The following is a 22,184-nucleotide window of genomic DNA, read 5'->3' on the forward strand; positions in this document are numbered from 1 at the left end:
TCAGTGCCTCCCCGCCGGGCGCACGCGCCAGATGCCGAAGGGCAGCTCCGCCGGGTCGAGCCGGATCTGCTGGGTCTTGCCCTGCCAGGTGAAGCGGCTGCCGCGCATCAGGTCCTCGGCCTCCAGCGCCCCGCTGTCGGGCAAATCCCATTCCCACAAGGGCAGCTCGACCGTCGCGGCCTGCGCCGCCCTGGGGTCCAGGCTGACCGCGACCAGCAGGACGTTGCTGCGGTCCGGGCTTTCCTTGCGGTACCAGAGCACCTGATCGTTGGAGGCGTTGTGGAAGGCAAGGCCCAGGTGGCTCTGCAGGGCGGGGTTGGCGCGACGGATGGCGTTCAGGCGGGTGATCTCCTCGACGATGTCGCCCGGGGCCCGATCGGGCCAGGCGCGCAGCTGGTACTTCTCGGAATCCAGGAATTCCTCCTTGCCGGGGATGGCGCGGGCCTCGCAGAGCTCGAAGCCCTGGGTCATGCCCCAGAGGCCCGAGAGCGTGGTCGCCAGCGCGGCGCGGATCAGGAAGCCGGGGCGGCCGGAGTTCTGCAGGAAGGGCGGGTTGATGTCAGGCGTGTTGACGAAGAAATGCGGCCGGAAGAAATCCTTGGGCGCCGTCGTGGTCAGCTCCGTCAGGTATTCCTCGATCTCCGCCTTCTCGTTGCGCCAGGTGAAGTAGGTATAGGACTGGCCGAAGCCGCTTTTCGCCAGGCGGTACATCACCTTCGGCCGGGTGAAGGCCTCGGCGAGGAAGACGGCATCCGGGTGCTGGGCACGGATCTCGGCGATCAGCCATTCCCAGAAGGGGAAGGGCTTGGTGTGCGGGTTATCCACGCGGAACAGCCGCACCCCCTCCTCGCACCAGAAGCGTACCACATCCCGCAGCGCGATCCAAAGGTCGGGCACCGCGCCCGGCTTGTAGAAGTCGACGTTGACGATGTCCTCGTACTTCTTCGGCGGATTCTCGGCGTAGCGGATGGTGCCGTCCGGCCGCCAGTCGAACCAGTCCTTGTGCTCGCGCAGCCAGGGATGGTCCGGGCTGCACTGGATGGCGAAGTCGAGCGCCAGCTCCAGCCCCTGCCCGGCCGCGGCCGCGACCAGCCGGCGGAAATCCTCGAGCGTGCCGAGTTCCGGATGGATGGCGTCATGGCCGCCCGCCTCGGAGCCGATGGCATAGGGGCTGCCGGGATCGTCCGGCCCCGGCGTCAGGCTGTTGTTGCGGCCCTTGCGGTTCTTCAGCCCGATCGGGTGGATCGGCGGGAAGTACAGCACGTCGAAGCCCATGCGCCGGATCCGCGGCAGCTGGCGGATGACGTCGTCGAAGGTGCCGTGCCTGGCCGGGTCGGCCGCCTGGCTGCGGGGAAACAGCTCGTACCAGCTGGCGAAGCCGGCGCCGGTGCGCTCAGCCTCGACCGGGATCTCGGCGCTGCGGGCGCGGAAGGGGCGCGGGTCGGCGGCGGCCATCAGCGTGGCGGTCTGCGGCGCCAGCAGCAGCGACAGCCGCTCCTCCTCCGATCCGGCGGCGATGCGGGCGGCCAGCTCGGCCAGCGTCGGGCCGGCGCCGGCGACCAGCTGGCGGCCTTCCTCCAGCTCCAGCGCGATGGGCACCCTGGCCTTGTGCTTCTTCTCCAGCTCGTCGCGGAAGGTGGCGAAGGCGTCGCGCCAGGTCTCGACGGCGAAGAAGTACCGGCCCATCCGCTCCAGCGGGAAGCTGGCGGCCCAGCGGTCGTTGCCGAGCGGCCGCAGCCGCAGCTCCTGCCAGGTATCCTCGTCGGCGGCGCGCCAGAGCAGCACGGCGCCCAGCTTGTCGTGGCCGTCGCAGATCAGGTCGCAGCCGACCTGGACGATCTCGCCGACCGTCCGCTTCACCGGGAAGCGGCCGTCGTCGACCATCGGGTCGATCGCCTCGATCCCGATGCGCGGCGCCGCCGCGGCGGCCCGGGCACCGGCATCGCCGGCCGGCTCCGCCAGGCGGATCGGCGCCGGCGGCGCGGCCTCGAGCAGGCGCACCTCGCCGGGCTGCAGCAGCAGCGCGGCGCCGGGCGCCAGGGCGCCGCCGGAATCCGGCAGGGCGGGGGTGAAACGGGTGAAGGCCCCGCCGGCGCCCGGCAGCAGCGCGGTCGCATCGGCGGTCGCGGTGCGGTGCAGGTCGGCATTGGCCAGCACCAGGGTGGCGGCCCGGGCATGGCGGGCATCGCCGCCCTCGCAGCGCAGCAGGGCGACCACCGGGGCGCCCGGGCCGCTCAGCGGGCGCAGCTCGGCCGCGCCCATTCGCCGGTCAGCCAGCGCCGCATTGGCGCCGCGGATGGCGGCCGAGAGGTCGTAGGGCGCATGGGTGACCAGCCAGTCCCAGTCGGCCGGCTTGTCCCGTGCCGGATCCAGCGGCCGCCGGCTGCCGTATTCGAAGCCCATCGGCACCAGCATCCCGGCGCCGATTCCGGCGGCGAGGCGGAGGTGGCGGCGGGCGAAGGCCTCGGCGAGGCCGGGGTCGATCGCCGGGTCGGGGTCCTGCGCCGAAAGCCGGCGGCCGAAGGGCGCCTCCAGCGTGGCGATGGCCGGGGCGAGGCTGGCAAGCCGCGCCGCCTCCTCCACCAGCCAGTCCGCCCGCAGATCCCACCAGGCGAGGCTGTCGAAGACCGCGGCGAAGCCGGCGCCGGCCAGGCCCGGCAGGGCATCGGCGGGCAGGCCGGCGGTCCAGGCGAGGAAGCGGGCCCCGGGCGCGGCCTCGATGAGCTGCCGCCAGATCGCGGCCGGCAGCCGGGCCGGCGCGTCGCAGCGGAAGCCGGCGACGCCGGCGGCGGCGAAGCGGGCCAGCCGCGGCGCCCAGTACTGCGTCAGCGCGGCGGCGCTGCCCGGCTCGTCCCAGCGGGCGGCGCGGGTGTTGCGGTCGGGCGGCTCCCGCCGCGGGTCGGGCAGGCCGGCGGCCTGTTCCGGAGCGAACCAGCCGGGCTGCTCGGCGGCCAGGCGGCCATCGGCCGCCACCCGGTCCAGCACCAGGTCGACATAGAGCTCCAGCCCCTGCGCCCGGGCCTTGCCGGCCAGGGTCTCGAGCAGGGCCAGGCTGTCGCCCGCGGCCTCGAAGATCGGATGCGGCGCATCCGGGTCGCTCAGTTGATAGAGGTTGCCGGTGCCGCCCGGGGCGAAGGGCGGCGGCAGCAGCACGGTATTGAAGCCGAGCCCGGCCACCCGCTCCAGCGCCGCGTCCCAGGCCGGCAGCGGGCCGACCATCAGCGGATGCAGCAGATAGATGCGCGGCACCGGCGCGCCCGCGGCGGCGGCGGGCGCGGCTGGGGCCTCCGCCGGCGGCTGCACCACCGGCGCGGCGGCCGGCGCCTTGGCCTTGGCCCGGGGCGGTGGCGGCGCTCCGGAGGCGCGGGCCGCGGGGGGCGGGGCGGCAGGCCTGGCTGCGGCGGCGGGGGCGGCTACCTCAGGCACCGGCGCATCCGCGCGCTTCGCCTGTTTCGTCTTACTGCCGCGCCGCTCCGCCATCCGGTCCCCCAATTCCATGCTTGCGGCGCAACGCCGGGGGAATGGATCGGTCAGCATCGAAAACCTTCACGCATGCGTGAGGCGTGATGTGTCCTTCCCCCCCGGGACGGCCAGGGGCCCTGTACCCAGCCGGCCCGGTGGGCGGCATGAAATCGGCATGACACTCTCAGCCACCGCCGAAGGAGCCGCCCCGATGCCCGTGCCGATCGATCCCGCCGCCCATGTGGCCGCCGCCGCGCCCCTGGTCGGGCTGACGCTGGATGCCGCGCGCCAGGCCCGGGTCGCCGCCGCCTTCGCCCTGGTGGCGCAGATCGCCGCCCCGGCCCTGGCGGTGCCGCTGGCCCCGGCGGACGAGCCGGCCCCGGTGTTCCGGCCATGACCGCCCTCGGCATCGCGGCCCGGGTCCGCAGCGGCCAAGCCTCCGCCCGGGCGGTCGCCGAGGCGGCGCTGGCCCGCGTCGCGGCGCGCGGTCCGGCGGTGAATGCCTTCACCGCCGTGCTCGAGGCGCGGGCACTGGCCAGCGCCGATGCCGTCGATGCGCGCATCGCGGCCGGGCAGGACCCGGGACCGCTGGCCGGCGTGCCCTATGCGGCGAAGAACCTCTTCGACCTCGCCGGCCTGCCCACCCTCGCCGGCAGCCGGATCCGCCGCACCGCGCCCCCCGCCGGCGCGGACGCCTTCCTGGTCCGGCGGCTGGACGCGGCCGGGGCGGTCTGCCTCGGCGCGCTGAACATGGACGAGTTCGCCTATGGCTTCACCACCGAGAACAGCCACGACGGGCCGGCGCGCAACCCGCACGACCTCGGGCGCATCGCCGGGGGCTCCTCCGGCGGCTCGGGCGCGGCGGTCGCGGCGGGGCTGGTGCCGCTCAGCCTCGGGACCGATACCAACGGCTCCATCCGGGTGCCGGCGTCGCTCTGCGGCATCTTCGGGGTGAAGCCGACCTATGGCCGGCTGTCGCGGCACGGCGCCTTCCCCTTCGTTTATGCGCTGGACCACGTCGGGCCCTTCGCCCGCGGCACCGCCGACCTCGCCGCCGCCTACGACGCGCTGCAGGGGATCGACCCGGCCGACAGCCACCAGGCGCCGCGGCCGCCGGAATTGGTCACGCCGCTGCTCGGCGCCGGTCTCGGCGGGCTGCGCGTGGCGCGGCTCGGCGGCTGGTTCGGCCGGATGCAGTCGGCCGCGGCGCGCGGCGCGGTGGAGGCGGTGGCGGCCGGGCTCGGCGCCCGCCGCACGGTCGAATGGGACTTGGCCGAGGCCACCCGCTCGGCGGCCTTCGTCATCACCGCCTCCGAGGGCGCGGCGCTGCACCTGCCGGACTTGCGGACCCGGCTCGAGGAGTACGAGCCGCTGATCCAGGACCGGCTGCTGGCCGGCGCGCTGATCCCGGCCGCCTGGCTGCACCATGCCCAGCGGGTGCGCGCCCTGGCGCGGGACCAGATGCGGGCGCTGCTGGCGGAGTGGGACGTGCTGCTGGCCCCCGCCACGCCGGTGCCGGCGACGCCGATCGGCCAGGAGACGCTGGAGCTGGACGGCCATTCCGTGCCGCTGCGGCCCTCCATGGGCCTCTTCACCCAGCCGGTCAGCGGCATCGGCCTGCCGGTGGTGACCGTGCCGGTGCAGCGGGCGGACGGGCGGCTGCCGATCGGCGTGCAGCTGATCGGCGCGCCCTGGACCGAGGCGCTGCTCTTCCGGGCCGCGGCGGCGCTGGAGGCGGCGGGGATCTGCGCCGCCCCGGCGGCGGCCGATTTCGCCGCGGGCGCCATCTGAGCCCGCGCTTCGGCCGGATCGGCGAAGGCCCCCCTGCCCCGGCCGCCGGCGGCGAGGCCTTCGCCACCCTGCTCGCGGCCGGCGGCGGCCGGGTGGAGCGCATCGCCTCCCGCGCCCAGGCGGATCCGCCGGGGCAGTGGTACGACCAGGCGGGGGATGAATTCGTCCTGCTGCTGGCCGGCGCCGCGCGGCTCGCCTTCGCCGACGGCACGGAGCGGGCGCTGGCGCCGGGCGACTGGGCGGTGATCCCGGCGCGCTGCCGCCACCGGGTCGCCTGGACCGATCCGGCGCGGGACACCCTCTGGCTGGCGGTGCATCTGCCGCCCGCTTGATCCGGCGCAAGGCGGCCGCCCGGCGGCCGCGGCATCATCCCGGCATGAGCGCGACGACGATCCCCGCCAGCTACGGCCTGGCCAACCTGCCCCGCTACACCAGCTACCCGACCGCGCCGCATTTCGGCGCCCTGGAGGAGGCGGAGTACCGCGGCTGGCTGGCCGGCATCGCCCCGGACGACCGGCTCTCGCTCTATGTGCACATCCCCTTCTGCCAGGCGCTCTGCTGGTATTGCGGCTGCCACACCGCGGTCACCCGCAACGCCGGGCGCATCGCCCGCTACGGCGCGGCGCTGCGCCAGGAGGCGGCGCTGCTGGCCGGGGCGCTGCCGCCGCATGCCGGGGTCGCCGCGCTGCACCTCGGCGGCGGCACCCCGAGCACCCTGGGCGCCGCCGGGCTGCGGGCCCTGTTCGCCGCGCTGCGCGCCAGCTTCGGCTTCCGCCCCGGGGCCGAGATCGCGGTGGAGCTCGACCCGCGGCTGCTGGACGCGGCCATCGTCGAGGCCCTGGCCGAGGCCGGCGTCACCCGCGTCTCGCTCGGGGTGCAGGACATCGCCGCGGCGGTGCAGCAGCGCATCGGCCGGCCGCAGCCCGAGGATTGCGTCGCCGCGGCGGTGGGGCTGCTGCGCGGCGCCGGCATCCGCGCCATCAACCTCGACCTGATGTACGGCCTGCCCGGCCAGACCCGGGCCCATGTCGCCGCCAGCGCCCGCTTCGCCACCGCGCTCCGGGCCGACCGGATCGCGGTCTTCGGCTATGCCCATGTGCCCTGGATGAAGCCGCAGCAGGCGGCCATCAAGGTGGCGGAGCTGCCCGGCGCCCAGGAGCGGCTGCGCCAGGCCGAGACGGCGGAGGAGACGCTGGCGGCGGATGGCTACCAGGCCATCGGCCTCGACCACTATGCCCGGCCGGAGGACCCGCTGGCGGTCGCCGCCCGCGCCGGCACGCTGCGGCGGAATTTCCAGGGCTACACGACGGATGACGCGCCGGTGCTGCTCGGCCTCGGCGCCTCCGCCATCGGCGCCGTCACCACCGCCACCCGGGCCGGCTATGCCCAGAACGAGCCGGACGAGCGGCGCTACGTCGCCGCAGTGGAGCGGGGCGAATTGCCGGTGCGCCGCGGCCGGCTGCTGACCGAGGAGGACCGGCTGCGGCGGCGGTGCATCGAGCAGGTGATGTGCGGCTTCGCCCTGGACCTGGAGGCGCTGCCGCCGCCGCTGCTGGCCGCGGCGCAGCCGGCGCTGGAGCGGCTGGCGGCCGACGGGGTGGTGCGGCTGGAGCCGGGCCGGCTGCAGGTGACCCGGGCCGGGGAACGCCATGCCCGGCACGTCGCCGCCTGCTTCGATGCCTATCTCGGCCAGGGGAGCGGGCGGCACAGCCTGGCGGTCTAGGCGCCCTGGCGCGGGGATGGCCGGGCCTCCTGACGGTCCTGTGACTTCGCAACGTTCGGCCGGCGAGTAGAACCGGCGGCATCAAATCGCCGGTCATGGTCCTACCCACCCTGTCCCTCCGGATACCCTTCGCCGCCGGCCTGGCCGGCTTCGCCCTGCTCGCGGTGCTGGCGCAGGCTGTCCTCGGCGGGGCGGCGGCGCTGATCCTGGCGGCGGCGCTGGCCTGGCCGGCCGCGGGCTGGCTCTGCCGGCCGCCCGGCCGGCAGCGGGAGGACGAGGCGCCGCGGCAGGCGACGGCGGCGCTGGAGGCGCGGGTCGCCGAGCGTACCGCCAGCCTGGCGGAGCGCTCGGCGGAGCTCCGCCGCATCTACGACCGCACCCCCGCCGCCTTCCATTCCTGCGACAACGAGGGCCGGCTGATCGAGGTCAGCGCCGAATGGCTCGGCTTCCTCGGCTACCGGCGGGAGGAGGTGCTGGGCCGCCGGCCCGCCGAATTCATGGCCCCCGAAAGCGCCGCCCGCTGGGAGCTTGCCCGGGCCGCGCTGCTCCGCGGCGAGGACGAGGTGCAGGAGGTGGAGTACCGCATGCGCCGCCGCGACGGCGCGCTGGTCGAGGTGTTGCTGCGGGCCCGGGCGGACCGCGATGCCGCCGGCCGCTTCCGCCGCAGCTTCGCCGTGCTGCTCGACATCACCGCGCGCAACCGGTCGGAGGCGCGGCTGCGCGAGGCGCAGAAGCTGGAGGCGCTGGGCCGGATCGCCGGCGGGGTGGCGCATGACTTCAACAACATGCTGCAGGTGATGAACGGCGCCCTGCGGCTGGTGGAAAGCCGGCCGGACGACCCGGCGCGGGTGCGCCGCTACGCCGGCGCCGCCCTGGCCGCGGCCGAGCGCGGCGCCGATATCACCCGGCGGATGCTGGCCTTCGCCCGGCAGGACCGGCTGCAGTCCGGCCCGGTGGCGCCGGCGGCGGTGCTGGAAGGCCTGGCGACCCTGCTGCATGGCGCGCTCGGCCCGGACATCCGCCTCGAGGTCGCGGCGCCGCCGGGGCTGCCGCCGCTGCGGGCGGACCGGATGCAGCTCGACCTCGTGCTGTTCAACCTCGCGCTCAATGCCCGGGACGCCATGCCGGGCGGCGGCGTGCTGCGGCTCGGCGTGACGCCGGAGGAGGTGGCGGCGGAGCCGGGCGGCGCCGCCGGCCTGCCGCCCGGCCGCTACCTGCGGCTGACCGTCGGTGATACCGGCGCGGGGATGGATGCGCCGACCCTGGCGCGGGCCACCGAGCCCTTCTTCACCACCAAGGAGGTCGGCCAGGGCACCGGCCTCGGCCTTGCCATGGCGCATGGCTTCGCCCTGCAGTCGGGCGGGGCCCTGGCGATCGAGAGCGCCCCGGGCCAGGGCACCAGGGTCAGCCTCTGGCTGCCGGAGGCCGGGCCGCAGGAGGCCGGCTCCCCCCTGGCCGCGGCCGGGCCGGCCACCGGCCTCGGCCGGCCGCTGCGCCTGCTGCTGGTGGAGGACGAGGCGCCGCTGCGCCAGGTGATGGCGGCGGCGCTGCGCGAGGAAGGGCTGGTGGTGACCGAGGCGGCCGATGCCCCGGCGGCGCTGCGGCTGCTGGACACCGGCCTGGGCTGCGACGTGGTGCTGACCGACCAGGCGATGCCGGGGATGACCGGCGGCGCGCTGGCGGCGGCGTTGGCGCGGCGCCGCCCCGGCCTGCCGGTGGCGCTCCTCAGCGGGCACGCGGACCCGCCGCCGCCGGAGCTGCCGCCCGGGGTGCCGGTGCTGCTGAAACCGCTCGGGACGGCGGCGCTCGCCGCCCGGCTCAGGCAGATGGTCCCGGAGCCCGGGCCCGGCGGGTGACCCCGCCGGCGGGCGTTCAGCCGCAGAGGCGGCCCAGGGCGGTCGTCAGATCGTCGGGATCGTAGGGCTTGGCCAGCACCGGGACCGTGGCATGGCCGGGCGGCAGGCCGTCGGCGCCATAGCCGGTCGCCACCACGAAGGGCACGCCCATGGTCACCAGCCGGTCGGCGACCGGGGTCGAGGTCTCTCCCGCCAGGTTCAGGTCCAGCACCGCGACATCGGGAATGTCCTGCTGCAGCAGGGCCAGGGCCTCGGCCACCGTGGCGACCGGGCCGAGCACGATGGCACCGGCATCCAGCAGGGCATCCTCCACCAGCATCGCCACCAGCGCCTCATCCTCCACCACCAGAATGCGCCGCCCGGTCAGCTTGGTCATGCCGCTACTCCCCACGCCCGATGCCCCATGTCAATTCGCGCCAGCCGCCACCGGCCATCGCGCATCATACCCTGCTTCTGCACGCGACGGGATAGCCGCGGCGCCCAGCCCCCGCCGGGACGCACGCGAACAGGCGGCCGGCACCCCCAGGGCGCCGCCGCGCTGCTCTTGGCGCCACTTCATGGCAATTTCGTGGGAGATGGGCCCGGCCGGCGGGAAGTCCACCGGCCGGGCTGCGGCGTCAGGCGCGGGCCGCGCTGATCGCCCGCCAGATCGTCTCGGGCGTGGCCGGCATGTCGATGTGGCTGATGCCGAAGCCCGAGAGCGCATCGACCAGCGCATTCATCACCGCCGGCAGCGAGCCGGCGCAGCCCGCCTCGCCGCAGCCCTTGGCGCCGAGCGGATTGGTCTTGCAGACCGAGGCATGGCTCTCGAAGCCGAAGTCCGGCAGGTCCCCGGCGCGCGGCAGGCAGTAGTCCTGGTAGCTGCCCGAGAGAAGCTGGCCTTCCTCGGAGTAGGAGACCCGCTCGTACAGCGCCTGGCCGATGCCCTGGACGATGCCGCCATGCGCCTGGCCCGCGACCAGCAGCGGGTTGACCATGACGCCGAAGTCGTTGACCGACATGTAGCGGACCACCTCGGCATGGCCGGTCTCCGGCTCGACCTCGACCTCGGCGATGTGGCAGCCGTTGGGATAGGCCTGCGGCGCCTCGCCGAAGACGTGGCGGACGTTGAGGTCGGTGGGCAGGTCGGGCGGCGGATTGTTGGCGGTGCGGATGCGCTCGGCCAGCTCCATGATGCCGATCGAGCGGTCGGTGCCGGCGATGGTGAAGCGGCCGAGCCCCTCGCCGTCGCGGGTGAACTCGATGTCGCCGACCGCGGCTTCCAGCATATGCGCCGAGGCGAGCTTGCCCTTCTCGATCACCAGCTGCGCCGCCTCGACGATGGCGGCGCCCGAGGCCATGAGCGACTTGGAGCCGCCGGTGCCGCCGCCGGCGATCAGCAGGTCGCTGTCGCCCTGCATCAGCCGGATCGCCTCGAAGGGCACCCCGAGATGGGTATGCAGCACCTGGGCGAAGGCCGACCAATGGCCCTGGCCGTAGTCCAGCGTGCCGGTGATGATGGTGACGGTGCCATCCGCCTCGAAGCGGATCTCGCCCTGCTCCTTCATCGGCGGGGCGGTGCATTCGAGGAAATTGCCGATCCCCCGGCCTCGCAGCAGGCCCTTCTTCGCGCTCTCGGCCTTGCGGGCCTCGAAGCCGTCCCAGTCGGCCTTCTCCAGCGCTTCCTCGAGCAGGGCGGAGAAATCGCCGCTGTCGTAGACGCTGCCGTTGGAGGAGGTGAAGGGCAGCTCTGCATCGGTGATGTGGTTCAGCTTGCGCAGCGCGATCGGGTCGCGCCCGGTCTCATGCGCCGCCTGTTCCAGCAGCCGCTCGAAGAAGTAGTTGCCCTCGGGCCGGCCGGCGCCGCGATAGGCCGAGACCGGGCTGGTATTGGTGACGACGCAGACCGTGTTCACCTCGATCAGCGGCGTCGCGTAGTTGGACTGCACGTTCTTGACGAAATTGCCGGTGCCCATCAGCGGCGCCACGGTGGCGAGGTAGCCGCCCATGTTGGCGAAGCTGGTGAGCCGCACGGCGAGCGCGCGGCCTTCGGCATCCAGCGCCAGCTCGGCCTCGACCTCATGGTCGCGGCCGTGCTGGTCCGAGAGGAAGGAGCCGGTGCGCTCGTCGGTCCACTTGACCGGGCGGCCGAGGACCTTCGCCGCATGCAGCAGGCAGAGGTATTCCGGATAGGCGCTGGCCTTCATGCCGAAGGAGCCGCCGACGTTGCCGGTGAGGATGCGGACCTTGTCCACCGGCACCTTCAGGATGTCGTTCGCCATCTGGCCGCGCAGGCCGAAGACGCCCTGGCTGCCGACATGGAGCGTGTAGCGGCCGGTCTCGGCATCGTATTCGCCGATGGCGCTGCGCGGCTCCATCGCGCAGACCACGACGCGGTTGTTGCGGATCGAGAGCTTCGTGACATGCGCGGCCTGGCCGAAGGCCTCGGCGACCTTGGCGCTGTCGCCGAAATGGAAGTCGAGCACGACGTTGCCGGGGATATGGTCGTAGAGCTGCGGCGCGCCGGGGGCGGCGCCGGCCGAGGCCTCGGTCACCGCCGGCAGCACGTCGATATCGACGAAGACCGCCTCGGCGCCGTCGCGGGCGGCGGATTTGGTCTCGGCCACGACGAAGGCGACGGGGTCGCCGACGAAGCGGACCTTGTCCATGGCCAGCGCCGGGCGCTCGATGTTCCGGAGCGGCGAGCCGTCGCGGTTCTTCAGCGGCAGGACGCAGCGCATCGGGCCATAGCCGCCCTCGGCCAGGTCGGCCCCGGTATAGACGCCGAGCACGCCGGGCACCGCCTTGGCGGCTTCGGTCTCGATCGCGGTGATGGTGCCATGGGCATAGGGGCTGCGGACCATGACCGCCCAGAGCTGCCCGGGCAGGGTGATGTCGTCGGTGTAGCGGCCGCGGCCCTGCAGCAGGATCGGGTCTTCCTGACGCGGCACGGACTGGCCAACGCCGAACTTGAGGCGCGTCACATCCGGCATGGCGGTATCGGGCATGGGTCTCGCTCTCGTCGCTATGGGTGCTGTTGAGATTGAGACTAGGGCAGCTTTGTCCAGGGCGCGACCCCGGGTCCCGCCGTTGACAGCCCGTCCCGGCCCGGCAAGGGTCGGGAAAACGGCAGATCGGGGGGAAGGAATGCGGCATTCCGGGCGCCGGGACGCCATGGCGATCCTGGCTTCGCTGGCCCTGGCCGCCGGGCCGGCGGCTCCCGCCGCGGCGGAGGAGTGGCCGGGCCGGCCGTTGCGGCTGGTGGTGCCCTTCGCCCCCGGCGGCGCCTCGGACCTGCTGGCGCGGCTGCTGGCGGAACGGCTGGCGGGGCCGCTCGGCCAGCCCGTCATCGTCGAGAACCGGCCGGGCGCCGGCGCCACCATCGGCGCCAATGCGGTGGCCAAGGCGCCGGCCGATGGCCTCACCCTGCTCTACGGCACCCCCGGCCCGCAGATCATCAATCCCAGCCTGATGCCCGGCCTGCCCTACGACCCCGAGCGCGACTTCGCCCCGATCGTCAGCCTGGTGACGGCGCCGAACCTGCTGGTGGTGCACCCTGCCCTGCCGGTGCATTCGGTGGCGGAGCTGATCGCCCTGGCCAAGGCGCAGCCGGGGCGGCTGACCTTCGGCAGCTCCGGCATCGGCGCCTCCTCCCACCTGGCGGGGGAGATGCTGAAGCAGATGGCCGGCATCGAGATCACCCACGTGCCCTTCCGCGGCAGCGGCCCGGCCATCCAGGAATTGCTGGCCGGACGGATCTCGATGCTGATCGATACGCTGCTGCTCTATGCCGAGCACCGGGCGACCGGCGCGGTGCGGGCGCTGGCGGTCAGCACGCCGGCCAAGTCCAGCCTCATGCCGGACCTGCCGACCATCGCCGAGACGCTGCCCGGCTTCGACGCGGCCGCCTTCAACTACCTGGCGGCCCCGGCCGGCACGCCGCCCGCCGTGGTCGCGCGGCTGAACGGGTCGGTGAATGCCATCCTGGTGGATCCGGCCTTCCGCCGCCGGCTGGGCGAGCTGGGGCTGGAGCCGATCGGCGGCACGCCGGAGGCGACCGCGGCGACGATCCGGGCGGAGGCGGCGCGCTGGCGCGGGGTGATCGTGGCGGCGGGGATCAAGGTCGAGTAAAGCCGCCGCATGCAGCTCTATTTCATCGCCCTCGTCCTGCTTGCGCTCGCCGGGGTCATCGAGGCGCGCTGCTCGACGCCGGGGCTGCGGCCCGAGGCGGCGGCGGCGGACCGCGCCTTCAAGATCTTCGGCCGCTCGGCCTTCGCCTTCTGGCTGGTGCTGCTGGCCTGGGGCTTCTGGAAGCTGCACTGGACCCAGCCGGTGGCCGGGCTGGTCGCCTCGCTGGCGGCGAATGCGCTGCTGGTGCAATCCGGCGCCCGGCCCTACTGGCCGGGCCTCGCCATGGTGCTGGCGGTGGGCGGGCTGTTCCTGACGGCGCTGGTGATGGCGCGGTAGCAACCGGGGGGAACTGCCCCCCCGGTGATGGGGCCCTACCGCAGCGGCGGCAGGTGCAGCGCCACCACCTCGCCATCCTGGCCCGCGACCGGCTGGAAGCGGGCGCGGACCTCCGGGTCGTGGCCCGCGATCACCCGGCTCTCGTCGCCCCCGGCCAGGCGCTTGGAGATGCGCCAGCCCTGGGTCATGGCGCCGAGGTCGAAGATGATCGGGAAGGGATTGCCGGTCCGGTCGTTGGCGTAGAAATGCAGCGCATCCGAGGCGATGACCACCGGCCCGCGCGCGGTCTGCACCCGCACCACCTGGAGCCCGTCGGAATGGCCGCCGACGCGGTGGACGCTGACGCCGGGCGCGACCTCCCCTTCCCCGTCGTGGAACACGACCTTGTCGGCGAAGAGCGCCTTCACCATCGAGATGACGTGGTCGGCCTCGAAGGGCACCCGGATGCAGGCGGTGCACATGTGCCGCCCCGTGGCGAAGGCCATCTCGCGGTCCTGGATATGGACCTTGGCGCCGGTGAAGATGTCGATGCTGCCGGCATGGTCGTAGTGGAGATGCGTCACCACCACGTCCCGCACCTTCGCCACGTCGCAATCCATGGCGGCGAGGCTCTCGGCGACCGAGCGGTGCAGCGTGCGGCCGCGCTTGGCGGCGCAGGCGGCATCGAAGCCGGTATCGACCACGATCTCATGGCCATCGGGAGCGCGCAGCAGCCAGACGAAATAGTCGAGCGGCATGGCGTCGTGCGGATCGGCGACCGGCAGCAGGAAATTGGATTGCGCCGGGCGGTCGTGGCGCCCGTAGCGGATGGCATAGGCTTCCCAATTCGGGATTGTCATGGCGTTCCCCCCTGTATCGGCTGGCGCCGGCCGCAGCCGGCGCCGCCGGTCCTACTTGTTCCCGCCCAGCGTCTCACCCGCCAGCTTCTCGGAAAGCTGGGTCATGGCGGTGTGGTTGTGGCCCGGCCCGAGCGCCGACAGCGCCGAGGCCCACATCTCCCGGCACAGCGCCGAGAAGGGCGTCGGCGTATTGGTGTCGCGTCCCACTTCCAGCGCGATGCCGAGGTCCTTCACCATCAGCTCGAGGCCGAAGCCGTCGTCGAACTGGCGGTTCAGGACATACTGCTTGAACTTCTTCTGGCTGGAATTGGTCATGCCGGAGGAGGCGTTCAGCACGTCCACCATCTTCCCGGCCTCGAGGCCGAAGCGCTGGCCGATCAGCAGCGCCTCGATGCCCATGAGGAAGCCGCCCGCCGAGACCAGGTTGTTCAGCGCCTTCATCGCCTGGCCGGCGCCGATGCCGCCGCAGCGGTGGATGCTGGTGCCCATCGCCTTCAGAACAGGCTCGGCCCGGTCGAGGTCCGCATCCGTGCCGCCGACCATGATGGCGAGCTCGCCGGTCTTGGCCCGCGGCACGCCGCCCGAGACCGGGGCGTCGATCATCGCCACGCCGCGGGCGGTGAGCTCGGCCGCGATCTCCCGGGTCTTGCCGGGCTGGCCGCTGGTCATGTCGATGACCAGGGCGCCGGCGGCGAGCGCCGGGGCGATCTGCGCCGCCACCTCGGCCACCTGCTTGCTGGTCGGCACGATGGTGACGACGCAGTCCATGCCCTTCGCCGCGGCGACCGGGTCGGCCACGGCGGTGCCGCCGACCTCGGCCGCGAATTTCGCCGCATGGCCGGGCCGGGCGTCGCAGACGGTGACGGCAAAGCCGGCCTTCACTAGGTTGGCCGCCATCGGCCAGCCCATGTTGCCGATGCCGATGAAGCCGATCGTCCTGATGGCGGCCATCTACTTCGTCCCCGGCAGGGCGCCTTCCTTCACCAGCACCTCGTGGGCCGCCTTGAAGGCGTCGAGCCCGGCGGGGATGCCGCAATAGGCGGTCGCGTGCAGCAGGGTCGCCTTGATCTCCTCGACCGTCACGCCGTTGGTCAGCGCGCCCTTGACGTGCAGCTTGATCTCGGGGGCGCGGTTCAGCGCGGTCAGCATGGCCAGGTTCAGCAGGCTGCGGGTCTTGCGGTCGAGCGTCGGGTCGCCCCAGGCCCAGCCCCAGGCGATGGTGGTGGTGGCGCGCTGGAAGGCCATCATGAAGTCGTCGGCCTTCGACATGCTGGCATCGACGTATTCGGCGCCGAGGACTTCGCGGCGGATCGGCATGCCCTTGTTGAACAGGGCTTCGTCTTCGGACATCGGGTCTCTCCCACAGGCGAATGAGGGGCGCAGGCTGGCCCCGGGCGCGGCCCCGGTCAACCGGTGCCAAGCGGCCCGGCCGGGACTAGGATCGCGGCAAACCGGGAGGGATCGCGATGTTCTTCGAAGGCTTCACGCTGGAGGACCGGCAGGTCGAGGGCCGCCGCATCCGGCTCCGCCGCGGCGGCGAGGGCCCGCCCCTGCTGCTGCTGCACGGCAACCCGCAGACCCATGCCATGTGGCACAAGGTGGCGCCGACCCTGGCGCGGCGCTTCAGCATCGTCGCCCCGGACATCCGCGGCTACGGCTTCTCGGCCAAGCCGCCGGCCAGCCCGGACAGCGCGGGGATGTCGAAGCGCGCCATGGCCGGCGACCTGGTCGCCCTGATGGGCGACCTCGGGCATGAGCGCTTCACGGTGGTGAGCCACGACCGCGGCGCCCGGGTGGCGCACCGTCTGGCGCTCGACCATCCCGAGCGGGTCGAGCGGCTCTGCACCATGGACATCATCCCGACGCTCGCGCATTTCGAGCGGGCGGACATGGCCTTCGCCATGGGCTACTATCACTGGTTCTTCCTGGCCCAGCCGCACGACAAGCCGGAGCGGATGATCCTCCGCGATACCGAGGACTGGTTCGACCTGCACACCTCCCGCGAGCCCAAGGACCGCGGCTTCTTCCATCCGGAGGCGCGGGCCGACTACCTGGCGGCGCTGCGGGAGGAAGGCACCGTGCGCTCGATCTGCGAGGACTACCGGGCGGCCACCGGCATCGACCTGGAGCACGACCGGGCCAGCCGGGCGGCGGGGCAGAAAATCCAGTGCCCGCTGCTGGCGCTCTGGGGCAGCAAGGGCTCCATCCCGAAGTGGTACGACGCGCTGGCGATCTGGCGGGACTTTGCCGCGGGGCCGGTCAGCGGCGGCGGCGTCGCCAGCGGGCACTACCTGGCGGAGGAGGCGCCCGAGGAGGTGCTGGGCTGGCTCGGCGGCTTCCTGGCGCCGGGCTAGCGCCCGGCGGTGACCACCCGCGGGTGCACGAAGCCATAGGCCGGGAAGGCGGTGACGCCGAGGGTGCCGCTCGGCGGGTACCAGACCCGCACCAGGGACCAGTCGTTGGCCGCCGAGACATCGGCCACCGCCTGGTCCCGGGCGATCCGGCCCTTGCCGCGGCCCGAGGCCCAGTTGGCGTGGTCCACCCGGATCTCCCGGTCCGAGACCACGCGGCTGACCACCGAGACATGCCCGCTCGGCAGGCGGGAGGTCCGCATCAGCACCAGTACGCTGCCGGGCTGCGGGCTGCGGCTGCGATCGTAGCGGCCGGCCGCGGCATCCCACCACTGCCAGGCGTCGCCACTGATCGCCAGGCCCGACCGGGCCCGGGCATAGGGCACGCAGGACAGGCCGCCATCCGCCTCGGCCAGGGTCCGCGGCAGCGGCTGGCGGGTCGCGCCGCAGCCCGCCAGGGCCAGCAGCGCCAGGATCAACAGCCGGTCCAGCACCGCGACTCCACCCCCGAATCCCCCATGCCGACCCCCAGGATAGCCCCGCCGGCCACAACCGGTAGGTGAAAAACATGCGGGGCCAGCGACTTGCAACGTATTACTGTTATGCCACAACCAGACCCTCGCCCTCGCCCGCCGAGTGTGCTGAAAGGACTCCCAGCGGGGGCGCCATTGCCATTCCGTCGCGTCACGGGCGAACCCCGGGACGCGGCGGACGGCCGGTCCATCCCGTGTCTGCCAGGAAGGGCCAGCTGATGACCGAAACCAATCCGCGGCCGCGTCGCCGCCCAGGTGCCGCGCCGCTCGCGCTGCTGCTCGCCGGCGCCATGCTGGCCGCCCAGCCCGCCAGCGCCCTGCCGCGCTGCGCCGCCGATGCCGACCAGAGCGTCTTCGAGCTGGAGGCGCTGAAGACCGAGCTGATGGTCGTCGCCACGACCTGCAAGTTCGAGGACCGCTACAACGCCTTCGTGCAGAAGTACCAGCCGACGCTGGCCACCAACGGCCGCGCCTTCGGCCAGTACTTCATCCGCGCCCATGGCGGCGTCCGTCCCGGCCAGCGGCAGAACGACATCTACATCACCGAGCTCGCCAATGTCCGCTCGAACGTCGCCCGCCAGCTCGGCAGCGACTACTGCCCGCGCAACGCCGGGCTGTTCGACGAGGTGATGGCGCTGCCCTCGGGTACCGACCTGCCGGCCTATGCCGCCGGCAAGGACCTGCTCTCCTCCGGCGCGACCGCCTGCCAGGGCGCGCCCGCCCCTCGTGCCGCCACCCCGGCCCGCCGCACCGCTGGAACCCACGCCCGATGAATTCCCGCCTTACCCTGGTTGCGCCTCTGACCCTGCTGGCCGCGCTGGCCGGCTGCGCCGAGCCGCAGGCGACCCGCCGCGCGGCCCCGACCACGCGGGTCTATGCCAACGACCTCGCCGGCGGCGCCAAGCTCTGCACCGTGCAGCAGCCGGTCAGCCTGACCGCCGGCCAGCCGACCGAGACGACCATGGTCCTCGACAACGACGGCGGCTGGTGCGGCATCCTGGTCTCGCAGCCAGGGCCGAAGCCCTTCGACCTCGGGCTGGTGGAGACGCGGCCGACCAACGGCCGGCTGCACATCCGCAAGGTCGGCGACAACACCCGCGTCGACTACATCCCGAATGCCGCCTTCGGCGGGTCGGACGCCTTCGCGGTGCGGCTGATGCCGGGCGGGGCCACGCTGCGCGTGGCGGTGACGGTGAACTACACCGCGCCGGCCGCGCCGCCGCCGCCGCCCGCGCGGGCCGCCACCCCGCCGCCGCGCCGCACCCCGGCCGCGGCGCCGGCGCGGCGCAAGTAGGACGTGCCACCCGGGGAGACCACCGTCTCCCCGGGCCCGCGTCAGGCCGCCTTGCGCGCCGCCGGCACCCGCCGCATCGCCCCGCCCGGCGTCGCGCCGGGGATGGCCGCGGCCATGTCGGCGGCCAGCAGCAGCTTGTCCCAGACCACCCCGGTCTCGACCCCGCGGCGGCGGAACATCCAGACCACGTCCTCCATCGCCACGTTGCCGGTCGCGCCGGGGGCGAAGGGGCAGCCGCCGATGCCGCCCGAGGCGGCGTCGAAGACCCGGCAGCCGGCTTCCCAGGCGGCGACCACGTTGGCCACGCCCATGCCGTAGGTGTCATGGCCGTGGAAGGCGAAGCGGGTGCCCCAGGACTGCACCGCCTGGCGGAAGATCCGGCTCACCTGGTCGGGGGAGGCATTGCCGGTGGTGTCGCAGATGGCGATCTCCATCTCCGGGTCGAGCGCCATCACCTGCTCCACCAGGTCGAGCGTGTCCTGCTCCGGCACCACGCCCTCGAAGGGGCAGTGGAAGGCGCAGGAGAGGTTGAAGCGGATCTTCGTCCCCTTCGGCGCGTCGCGGACGATGGCGCCGAGGTCGGCCAGGCTGTCGGCGCGCGCGCGGTTCAGGTTGGCCTGGTTGTGGCCCTCGGTGACCGACATGAACAGGCCGAGCCGGTCGGCCCCGGCCTTCATCGCCAAGTCGAAGCCCTTGCGGTTCGGCACCAGCACGGTGCACTCGAGGCCCTCGAGCTGCTTGGCGTATTGCAGCACCGCGGCGGTATCGGCCATCTGCGGGATGGCCTTGGGCGAGACGAAGCTGCCGATCTCCATCCGGCGCAGGCCGGCCTCGTAGCTGGCCTTCACCAGGGCGATCTTGGTCTCGGTCGGGACGAAGGCGGCGATGGACTGCAGCCCGTCGCGCGGGGCGACCTCGGAGAGTATGGCCTCGTTCATGGGGTGGCCTCCTTCAGTAATTCGGTGAAGACATGCGCGTTGTGCGCCCCGGCGGCGGGGCCCGTCCAGCGCACCATGTCGCGGGGCGGGACGCCGTCGAAGCGGAAGGGCGCGGCGGGGTGGAGAACCTTGCCGAGCAGCGGGTCGGCGACCTCCATCACCAGGTCGCGGGCCTGGAAGTGGGGATCCTCGACGCAGTCCTTCATGTCGAACAGCCGGGAGCAGGGCACCTCGGCGGCGTCCAGCACCGCCTCGGCCTCGGCCGCCTGCTGCGTCACGGTCCAGGCGGTGATGGCGGCGTCCAGCTCGGCGACGTTCTCGCAGCGGGCGGCATTGTTGACGAAGCGCGGCTCCCCGGCGAGTTCGGGCCGGCCGATGGCGGCCATCAGCCGGCGGAAGATCAGATCCGAATTGCCGGCGATGCAGAGCCACTTCCCGTCGGCACACAGGTAGGTATTGGTCGGCGCCGCGGTCTTGATGGCGGCGCCCTGCGGCTGCCGCACCCAGCCGAACAGCCCGTATTCCGGCAGCATGCCCTCCATCAGCGAGAAGACGCTGCCGACCAGGTCGACGTCGATGACGCGTCCCTTGGCCTCCGGGTTGCCCTTGATCCCCCAGCAGGCCGCGACCAGCCCCATCGCCGCGTACATGCCGGCGAGGTCGTCCGAGATGGAGACGCCGCAGCGCGGCGGCGGCAGCGCGCTCTGGCCCGGGTTGGCGGTGAGGTGGCGGAGGCCGCCCATGGCCTCGCCGATCGCCCCGAAGGCCGGCTTGTCCCGGTAGGGCCCGTCCTGGCCGTAGCCGCTGATCCGGGCGATGACGAGCCGCGGATTGACCGCGTGCAGCGCCGCCGGGCCGAGGCCGTAGCGCTCGAGCTGGCCGGGGCGGAAATTCTCGACCAGCGCATCGGCGCGGCCGACCAGCTGGCGGAGCTTCGCTTTGTCGTCCGGGTTCTTCAGGTCGAGGGTGACCGAGAGCTTGTTGCGGCCATGCACGCTGAACCAGACCGCATGGCCCTCGACCTGGCTGCCCCAGCCGCGCACCGGGTCGCCGTCCGGCGGTTCCACCTTGATCACCTCGGCGCCGAGGTCGGCCAGCAGCCGGGTGGCGAAGGGTGCGGCGATGTAGTGGCCGAGCTCGACGATCTTCAGCCCGTCCAGCGGCAGGCCTGGTGATGCGGACATGCTCTCTCCGGCGTTTCTCCGACCGCCTGCATAGCCCCGCACGGCCGGCGACAAAAGCCACGGACCGGGAACGATGCCGCAACGGCCGGCGGCGCCGTGGCGCCCGCCCCCCGGCGGTGCCCGCCCGGGTTCCGCCGCGCGGTCTTTTGCGCCACCATCGCCGCAGCGCAGCATTGAAGGGGCCGCACGCCATGTCCGAGACCGCCACCCTCGCCAAGGCCGCCGGGATCGACCGGGCGCTCCGCGACCACCCCGAGGACGTGGCCGAGGCCGTGGCCCTGGCCGCCCGCTTCCGCGGCGCCTTCACCCGCCCGGCCGACCCCGCCGCCGAGCCGCTGCCCGCCTATGCCGCGCCGGTGTCCCGGTGAGCGCCCCGCATGCCCTGCCGCTGGCCGAGGCCGCGGGGCTGATTGCGGCGAGGCGCCTCTCGCCGGTCGAGCTGCTGCAATCCTGCCTCGACCGCATCGCCGCGGTGGAGCCGAAGCTGAACGCCATCATCCGGCTGGTGGCCGACGAGGCCATGGGCGATGCCAAGGCGGCCGAGACCGAGATCGCCCGGGGCGGGTCGCGCGGCCCGCTGCACGGCATCCCGGTCGGGCTGAAGGACATCATCGACCTCGCCGGGCACCCGACCACCTGCCACTCCAGGCTGCAGCTCGACCGCGTCGCGACCGAGGACGCCGTCGCCACCGCCCGGCTGCGGGCGGCAGGCGCCCTCTTCCCGGCCAAGCTCTCGACCCATGAATTCGCCATCGGCGGACCGGCCTTCGACCTGCCCTTCCCGCCGGCGCGCAATCCCTGGAACCCGCGGCACCATCCCGGCGGCTCCTCCTCCGGCTCCGGCGCGGCGGTTGCGGCGCGCATGGTCCCGGCGGCGCTCGGCACCGATACCGGCGGCTCGGTCCGGCATCCGGCCAGCCATTGCGGGCTGGTCGGGCTGAAGCCGACCTATGGCCTCGTCTCCCGCCGCGGCGTCTTCCCGCTGTCCTTCACCCTCGACCACGTCGGGCCGATGACCCGCACGGTGCGGGACAACGCGCTGCTGCTGAACGTCATCGCCGGGCACGATTCCGGCGACCCCGGCAGCGCCGCGCATGCGCCCGAGGACTACACGCGGGACCTGCACCGGGGGCTGAAGGGCCTGAAGATCGGCTTCGTCCGCCACTTCCACGAGCAGGACCAGCCGGCGACGCCGGAGATGGCCGCGGCGCTCGAGGCCGCCGCCGCGCTGATGGCGGCCGAGGGCGCCACCATCAGCACCGTCACCCTGCCGCCGCTCGGCGAATTCGCCGGGGTCAACCGCACCATCATGCTGCCCGAGGCGACCGCCATCCACGAGACCTGGCTGCGGGAGCGGCCCGGCGACTACGCCCATATCACCCGCCGCCGGCTGCTGCCCGGCGTCTTCGTCTCCGGCACCGACTACGTCCAGGCGCAGCGCCGCCGCCGCCAGCTCGTCGCCGCGGTGGAGGAGGCTTTCGCCGGGGTGGACCTGCTGATGTGTGCCAGCTCGATGGATCCGGCCTGCCGGATAGACGACGCGGCCGAGGTCGAGCGGACCTATCCGCGCCAGGCCCGCACCCCCTTCAACGTCACCGGCCACCCCGCCGCCAGCATCATGTGCGGGCTCAGCCAGGCGGAGGGGCTGCCGCTCGGGATGCAGCTGGTGGCGCCAAGCTTCGGCGAGGCGTTGATCTACCGCGCCGCCGCCGGCTACGAACGCGCCGCGCCCTGGGCGGCGATGGCGCCGGCGCTCTAGCGCCGGGC

At 73.6% G+C, this 22,184-nt stretch carries 21 protein-coding genes; 12 read left to right on the forward strand and 9 right to left on the reverse strand.

Features of this window, described 5'->3' with window-relative positions:
- Positions 1–3,426, reverse strand: a complete 3,426-nt coding sequence (locus tag QWZ14_RS21035) for a maltotransferase domain-containing protein (protein ID WP_290318828.1) — start codon at positions 3,424–3,426, stop codon at positions 1–3.
- A 247-nt stretch (positions 3,427–3,673) separates the two neighbouring features.
- Between QWZ14_RS21035 and QWZ14_RS21040 the strand changes: the two genes are divergently transcribed.
- The 5 genes from QWZ14_RS21040 (at position 3,674) to QWZ14_RS21060 (ending at position 8,832) form a co-directional block, all read left to right on the forward strand.
- On the forward strand, positions 3,674–3,859 hold the full coding sequence (locus tag QWZ14_RS21040; protein WP_290318829.1) for an AtzG-like protein: 186 nt from the start codon (positions 3,674–3,676) through the stop codon (positions 3,857–3,859).
- On the forward strand, positions 3,856–5,253 hold the full coding sequence (locus QWZ14_RS21045) for an AtzE family amidohydrolase (RefSeq protein WP_290318830.1): 1,398 nt from the start codon (positions 3,856–3,858) through the stop codon (positions 5,251–5,253). Before QWZ14_RS21040 ends, QWZ14_RS21045 begins: the two co-directional genes overlap by 4 nt.
- Before the next feature lie 92 nt (positions 5,254–5,345).
- Entirely contained in the window at positions 5,346–5,585 is a 240-nt protein-coding gene (locus QWZ14_RS21050) for a cupin domain-containing protein (protein WP_290318831.1), read from the forward strand.
- Positions 5,586–5,629: 44 nt separating this feature from the next.
- The gene (hemN, locus tag QWZ14_RS21055) at positions 5,630–6,976 is read left to right on the forward strand and encodes an oxygen-independent coproporphyrinogen III oxidase (RefSeq protein ID WP_290318832.1); all 1,347 of its coding nucleotides are present in this window, start codon (positions 5,630–5,632) and stop codon (positions 6,974–6,976) included.
- A gap of 95 nt (positions 6,977–7,071) precedes the next feature.
- Entirely contained in the window at positions 7,072–8,832 is a 1,761-nt protein-coding gene (locus tag QWZ14_RS21060; protein ID WP_290318833.1) for a PAS domain-containing sensor histidine kinase, read from the forward strand.
- Positions 8,833–8,848: 16 nt separating this feature from the next.
- On the opposite strand, the gene QWZ14_RS21065 is transcribed toward QWZ14_RS21060, so the two are convergent.
- Together QWZ14_RS21065 and QWZ14_RS21070 are read right to left on the reverse strand one after the other, a co-directional pair.
- Complete coding sequence (locus tag QWZ14_RS21065) at positions 8,849–9,208, reverse strand: response regulator (protein WP_290318834.1); 360 nt, start codon at positions 9,206–9,208, stop codon at positions 8,849–8,851.
- 241 nt (positions 9,209–9,449) lie between these two features.
- Complete coding sequence (locus tag QWZ14_RS21070) at positions 9,450–11,819, reverse strand: xanthine dehydrogenase family protein molybdopterin-binding subunit (RefSeq protein WP_290318835.1); 2,370 nt, start codon at positions 11,817–11,819, stop codon at positions 9,450–9,452.
- Between the two features lie 166 nt (positions 11,820–11,985).
- On the opposite strand from QWZ14_RS21070, the gene QWZ14_RS21075 reads away from it, so the two are divergent.
- Both QWZ14_RS21075 and QWZ14_RS21080 read left to right on the forward strand, forming a co-directional pair.
- Positions 11,986–12,942, forward strand: a complete 957-nt coding sequence (locus tag QWZ14_RS21075) for a Bug family tripartite tricarboxylate transporter substrate binding protein (protein ID WP_290318836.1) — start codon at positions 11,986–11,988, stop codon at positions 12,940–12,942.
- A gap of 9 nt (positions 12,943–12,951) precedes the next feature.
- Positions 12,952–13,278: a multidrug DMT transporter permease gene (locus QWZ14_RS21080; RefSeq protein WP_290318837.1), complete on the forward strand. Its 327-nt coding sequence runs from the start codon at positions 12,952–12,954 to the stop codon at positions 13,276–13,278.
- Between the two features lie 35 nt (positions 13,279–13,313).
- On the opposite strand, the gene QWZ14_RS21085 is transcribed toward QWZ14_RS21080, so the two are convergent.
- The 3 genes from QWZ14_RS21085 to QWZ14_RS21095 are packed head-to-tail and all read right to left on the reverse strand — an operon-like array spanning position 13,314 to position 15,467.
- On the reverse strand, positions 13,314–14,117 hold the full coding sequence (locus tag QWZ14_RS21085) for an N-acyl homoserine lactonase family protein (RefSeq protein WP_290318838.1): 804 nt from the start codon (positions 14,115–14,117) through the stop codon (positions 13,314–13,316).
- Between the two features lie 51 nt (positions 14,118–14,168).
- Positions 14,169–15,068, reverse strand: a complete 900-nt coding sequence (locus tag QWZ14_RS21090) for an NAD(P)-dependent oxidoreductase (RefSeq protein WP_290318839.1) — start codon at positions 15,066–15,068, stop codon at positions 14,169–14,171.
- The gene (locus tag QWZ14_RS21095) at positions 15,069–15,467 is read right to left on the reverse strand and encodes a carboxymuconolactone decarboxylase family protein (RefSeq protein ID WP_290318840.1); all 399 of its coding nucleotides are present in this window, start codon (positions 15,465–15,467) and stop codon (positions 15,069–15,071) included.
- Positions 15,468–15,583: 116 nt separating this feature from the next.
- Here QWZ14_RS21095 and QWZ14_RS21100 point away from each other — a divergent pair, with 116 nt between their 5' ends.
- Positions 15,584–16,471 carry an alpha/beta fold hydrolase gene (locus QWZ14_RS21100; protein ID WP_290318841.1) on the forward strand — a complete coding sequence of 296 codons (888 nt, stop codon included), beginning with the start codon at positions 15,584–15,586 and terminating at the stop codon, positions 16,469–16,471.
- Here the strand turns inward: QWZ14_RS21100 and QWZ14_RS21105 are convergent.
- Positions 16,468–16,962 carry a CHAP domain-containing protein gene (locus tag QWZ14_RS21105; RefSeq protein WP_290318842.1) on the reverse strand — a complete coding sequence of 165 codons (495 nt, stop codon included), beginning with the start codon at positions 16,960–16,962 and terminating at the stop codon, positions 16,468–16,470. The two genes, QWZ14_RS21100 and QWZ14_RS21105, sit on opposite strands and share 4 nt — an antisense overlap.
- 257 nt (positions 16,963–17,219) lie before the next feature.
- On the opposite strand from QWZ14_RS21105, the gene QWZ14_RS21110 reads away from it, so the two are divergent.
- Positions 17,220–17,774 carry a hypothetical protein gene (locus tag QWZ14_RS21110; RefSeq protein ID WP_290318843.1) on the forward strand — a complete coding sequence of 185 codons (555 nt, stop codon included), beginning with the start codon at positions 17,220–17,222 and terminating at the stop codon, positions 17,772–17,774.
- On the forward strand, positions 17,771–18,295 hold the full coding sequence (locus QWZ14_RS21115) for a hypothetical protein (protein ID WP_290318844.1): 525 nt from the start codon (positions 17,771–17,773) through the stop codon (positions 18,293–18,295). The genes QWZ14_RS21110 and QWZ14_RS21115 overlap by 4 nt, the downstream gene beginning before the upstream one ends.
- A gap of 41 nt (positions 18,296–18,336) precedes the next feature.
- On the opposite strand, the gene QWZ14_RS21120 is transcribed toward QWZ14_RS21115, so the two are convergent.
- The gene (locus QWZ14_RS21120) at positions 18,337–19,233 is read right to left on the reverse strand and encodes a hydroxymethylglutaryl-CoA lyase (protein WP_290318845.1); all 897 of its coding nucleotides are present in this window, start codon (positions 19,231–19,233) and stop codon (positions 18,337–18,339) included.
- Complete coding sequence (locus QWZ14_RS21125) at positions 19,230–20,417, reverse strand: CaiB/BaiF CoA transferase family protein (protein ID WP_290318846.1); 1,188 nt, start codon at positions 20,415–20,417, stop codon at positions 19,230–19,232. Before QWZ14_RS21125 ends, QWZ14_RS21120 begins: the two co-directional genes overlap by 4 nt.
- Before the next feature lie 191 nt (positions 20,418–20,608).
- On the opposite strand from QWZ14_RS21125, the gene QWZ14_RS21130 reads away from it, so the two are divergent.
- Together QWZ14_RS21130 and QWZ14_RS21135 are read left to right on the forward strand one after the other, a co-directional pair.
- Positions 20,609–20,785 (forward strand): hypothetical protein, encoded by a 177-nt coding sequence (locus QWZ14_RS21130; RefSeq protein ID WP_290318847.1) that lies wholly within the window; start codon positions 20,609–20,611, stop codon positions 20,783–20,785.
- A complete protein-coding gene (locus QWZ14_RS21135; RefSeq protein WP_290318848.1) occupies positions 20,782–22,176 on the forward strand; it encodes an amidase in 1,395 nt (464 codons plus the stop codon). Before QWZ14_RS21130 ends, QWZ14_RS21135 begins: the two co-directional genes overlap by 4 nt.
- The last annotated feature ends 8 nt before the right edge of the window (positions 22,177–22,184 follow it).

This window comes from Paeniroseomonas aquatica, assembly GCF_030409335.1.
Lineage (GTDB): Bacteria > Pseudomonadota > Alphaproteobacteria > Acetobacterales > Acetobacteraceae > Belnapia > Belnapia aquatica.

What these genes read in the sequence shown, in the direction of transcription:
- QWZ14_RS21040 (WP_290318829.1), top strand. Translation starts at nt 3,674, where the DNA reads ATGCCCGTGCCGATCGATCCCGCCGCCCATGTGGCCGCCGCCGCGCCC.
- QWZ14_RS21045 (WP_290318830.1), top strand. Translation starts at nt 3,856, where the DNA reads ATGACCGCCCTCGGCATCGCGGCCCGGGTCCGCAGCGGCCAAGCCTCC.
- hemN (WP_290318832.1), top strand. Translation starts at nt 5,630, where the DNA reads ATGAGCGCGACGACGATCCCCGCCAGCTACGGCCTGGCCAACCTGCCC.
- QWZ14_RS21060 (WP_290318833.1), top strand. Translation starts at nt 7,072, where the DNA reads ATGGTCCTACCCACCCTGTCCCTCCGGATACCCTTCGCCGCCGGCCTG.
- QWZ14_RS21065 (WP_290318834.1), bottom strand. Translation starts at nt 9,208, where the DNA reads ATGACCAAGCTGACCGGGCGGCGCATTCTGGTGGTGGAGGATGAGGCG.
- QWZ14_RS21070 (WP_290318835.1), bottom strand. Translation starts at nt 11,819, where the DNA reads ATGCCCGATACCGCCATGCCGGATGTGACGCGCCTCAAGTTCGGCGTT.
- QWZ14_RS21075 (WP_290318836.1), top strand. Translation starts at nt 11,986, where the DNA reads ATGGCGATCCTGGCTTCGCTGGCCCTGGCCGCCGGGCCGGCGGCTCCC.
- QWZ14_RS21080 (WP_290318837.1), top strand. Translation starts at nt 12,952, where the DNA reads ATGCAGCTCTATTTCATCGCCCTCGTCCTGCTTGCGCTCGCCGGGGTC.
- QWZ14_RS21085 (WP_290318838.1), bottom strand. Translation starts at nt 14,117, where the DNA reads ATGACAATCCCGAATTGGGAAGCCTATGCCATCCGCTACGGGCGCCAC.
- QWZ14_RS21090 (WP_290318839.1), bottom strand. Translation starts at nt 15,068, where the DNA reads ATGGCCGCCATCAGGACGATCGGCTTCATCGGCATCGGCAACATGGGC.
- QWZ14_RS21095 (WP_290318840.1), bottom strand. Translation starts at nt 15,467, where the DNA reads ATGTCCGAAGACGAAGCCCTGTTCAACAAGGGCATGCCGATCCGCCGC.
- QWZ14_RS21100 (WP_290318841.1), top strand. Translation starts at nt 15,584, where the DNA reads ATGTTCTTCGAAGGCTTCACGCTGGAGGACCGGCAGGTCGAGGGCCGC.
- QWZ14_RS21110 (WP_290318843.1), top strand. Translation starts at nt 17,220, where the DNA reads ATGACCGAAACCAATCCGCGGCCGCGTCGCCGCCCAGGTGCCGCGCCG.
- QWZ14_RS21115 (WP_290318844.1), top strand. Translation starts at nt 17,771, where the DNA reads ATGAATTCCCGCCTTACCCTGGTTGCGCCTCTGACCCTGCTGGCCGCG.
- QWZ14_RS21120 (WP_290318845.1), bottom strand. Translation starts at nt 19,233, where the DNA reads ATGAACGAGGCCATACTCTCCGAGGTCGCCCCGCGCGACGGGCTGCAG.
- QWZ14_RS21125 (WP_290318846.1), bottom strand. Translation starts at nt 20,417, where the DNA reads ATGTCCGCATCACCAGGCCTGCCGCTGGACGGGCTGAAGATCGTCGAG.
- QWZ14_RS21130 (WP_290318847.1), top strand. Translation starts at nt 20,609, where the DNA reads ATGTCCGAGACCGCCACCCTCGCCAAGGCCGCCGGGATCGACCGGGCG.